Annotated in this window: 1 protein-coding gene and 1 pseudogene; one reads left to right on the top strand and one right to left on the bottom strand. The window is 65.8% G+C overall.

From position 1 onward, the window contains the following. Nucleotides 1-757, bottom strand: a pseudogene (locus tag EN884_RS34995) (glucan 1,4-alpha-glucosidase); the annotation flags it as partial. A 323-nt stretch (nt 758-1,080) separates the two neighbouring features. Here EN884_RS34995 and EN884_RS34990 point away from each other — a divergent pair. Continuing rightward, the coding region (locus tag EN884_RS34990; protein ID WP_348632998.1) for a GAF domain-containing protein at nt 1,081-1,723 on the top strand (643 nt) is incomplete at its 3' end.

Below are 1,723 nucleotides of genomic sequence, written 5' to 3'. Positions count from 1 at the left end.
GGCTGGCGAAAGCATGTTCCGCGGCCTCCTCGGGCGTCGCGCCAAATCCCAGCGCCAGCAAAGCCTTGGTCCTGGCCGCGGAAAAGCCGATCTCGCCGGTCAGCGCGACATTGCCGTCCTCGGCCCGCTGGTACGCAGCATCGAGCTCACCTGTGTTGTGCAGTTGCTGCCAACCGTCGGAAAAACCGACATAGCCGGCCGAGCCGGTCCGCCAGGGCAGCGACGAGGCCAGCGCCAGGCAGGAGCCGCGCCCCGAGGCGAACAGCACGGGCTTTCCCTCGTGCTCGCCGACCCAGGCGGTGTTGCCCATGCCGGCATTGACCAGATGCGGCGCCAGAAGCGCGTAGACGCGATAATCGTCAGCGACGCCCCTCAGCGCCGTGAAGGTGATTTCCTGCAGCAGCGCCGGGCGCGCCGGATCGGCGAGGATGCGCTTTTCGATCCGCCAGGCGCCGTCGTTCGCCGTGTTGACCAGCCGGTAGGCGGGTACGCCGTCCTCGAACGGTTCGATGCTGTGCGTGGCAGCGCGCTTCTCTTCCGAGAAATAGCCGGCGGCGCCGGTGACGATGAGGCCGAGGTCGCGGGTGCAGGCACTGTCGACGCGCGGATAGTAGATTTCGTTGAGCATGCCGTGGCTGATCGTGAACCAGATCCGGCCGGCCGGCGAAAGCGACGTTCCGACGCCGCTCTTGGCGCTTGACGTCCAGCGCGCCGGAATTCCCGGGGCGCCCGGAGCAACGTTTTGCGTCACTGGCATTCTGTTTCGGTCTCCTGGCCTCCTCCCTAGACCAGGACGCGAACCCTTTACAATCATTGCACCGCAAGTTGATCGGCGCCGACGGCAGGGCAACGAACTAGGGCTAACGGGTTTCTTCGGAGCTTTCGTCTGCGCTGACGGAGCAGCAAATGAAAAACCCGCCAGTGCGGCGGGTCACCGGCGCAAATCAGCACCATGGACGAAAATGTACCATAGCTGAGCTCACCGAGTCAAGAAAAAATTCCTATGACCAAAGGCACCGTCGTTGACAGCGGCGGCGGCATGCGTCCACTATTTCCCGGCACGGGAGGATCGTGAAAGCAATGGCGGAAGTGTCCCTGGTCCTGATCGACCGGCTGCTGGCGATATCGCGGGCGCTTGCCGGCCATATCGATCCCGGCACGGCGTTCCGCGCGACAGCCATCGAGATCGGCTCGCTCATCCCGCACGACCACATGGATCTGGCGGTGCTGTCGCATGATGGGCGCCGGCACGCCTGTTACGAAGCCGGCTTCCACACCAGCTGGAGCGAGCTTGCCCAGCATCCGCTGCCGACCGAAGTCAGCCCGATCCGCTCGGTGCTGTGGGGCGAAGTCCCCTATCTGCTCGCCGACGACGCGCTGAGCGACGAGCGGTTCCATTTCGCCACCGCTATCGATGGTCCGATCTTCGCCGCCAGGCTGCGCAGCCGCATCGTCGTGCCGCTCAGGGCGCGCGGCGGCATCATCGGCGCGCTCAACATCAGCCGGCACGAGGTCGACTGCTACACGCTTGCCGACGTCGCGGTCGCGCAGCAATGCGCCGACCTGATCGCGCCCTACATCTTCGCGCTGATCCAGACCGAGGAGGCGCGCCGCGCCATGCTGGCCGAGAGCGAGGCGCGAAATCGCGTCGAGCTGCTGCGCGTCGGCGCCTCGCAATTGACCGAAGGCATGGAGCGCGAACGCCGGCGCATGGCCATGGACC

Source organism: Mesorhizobium sp. M7A.F.Ca.AU.001.01.1.1, assembly GCF_004022735.1.
Taxonomy (GTDB): domain Bacteria; phylum Pseudomonadota; class Alphaproteobacteria; order Rhizobiales; family Rhizobiaceae; genus Mesorhizobium; species Mesorhizobium ciceri.
Note: the sequence above shows the minus strand (reverse complement) of the source record. Positions and strands in the feature narration are given on the sequence as shown.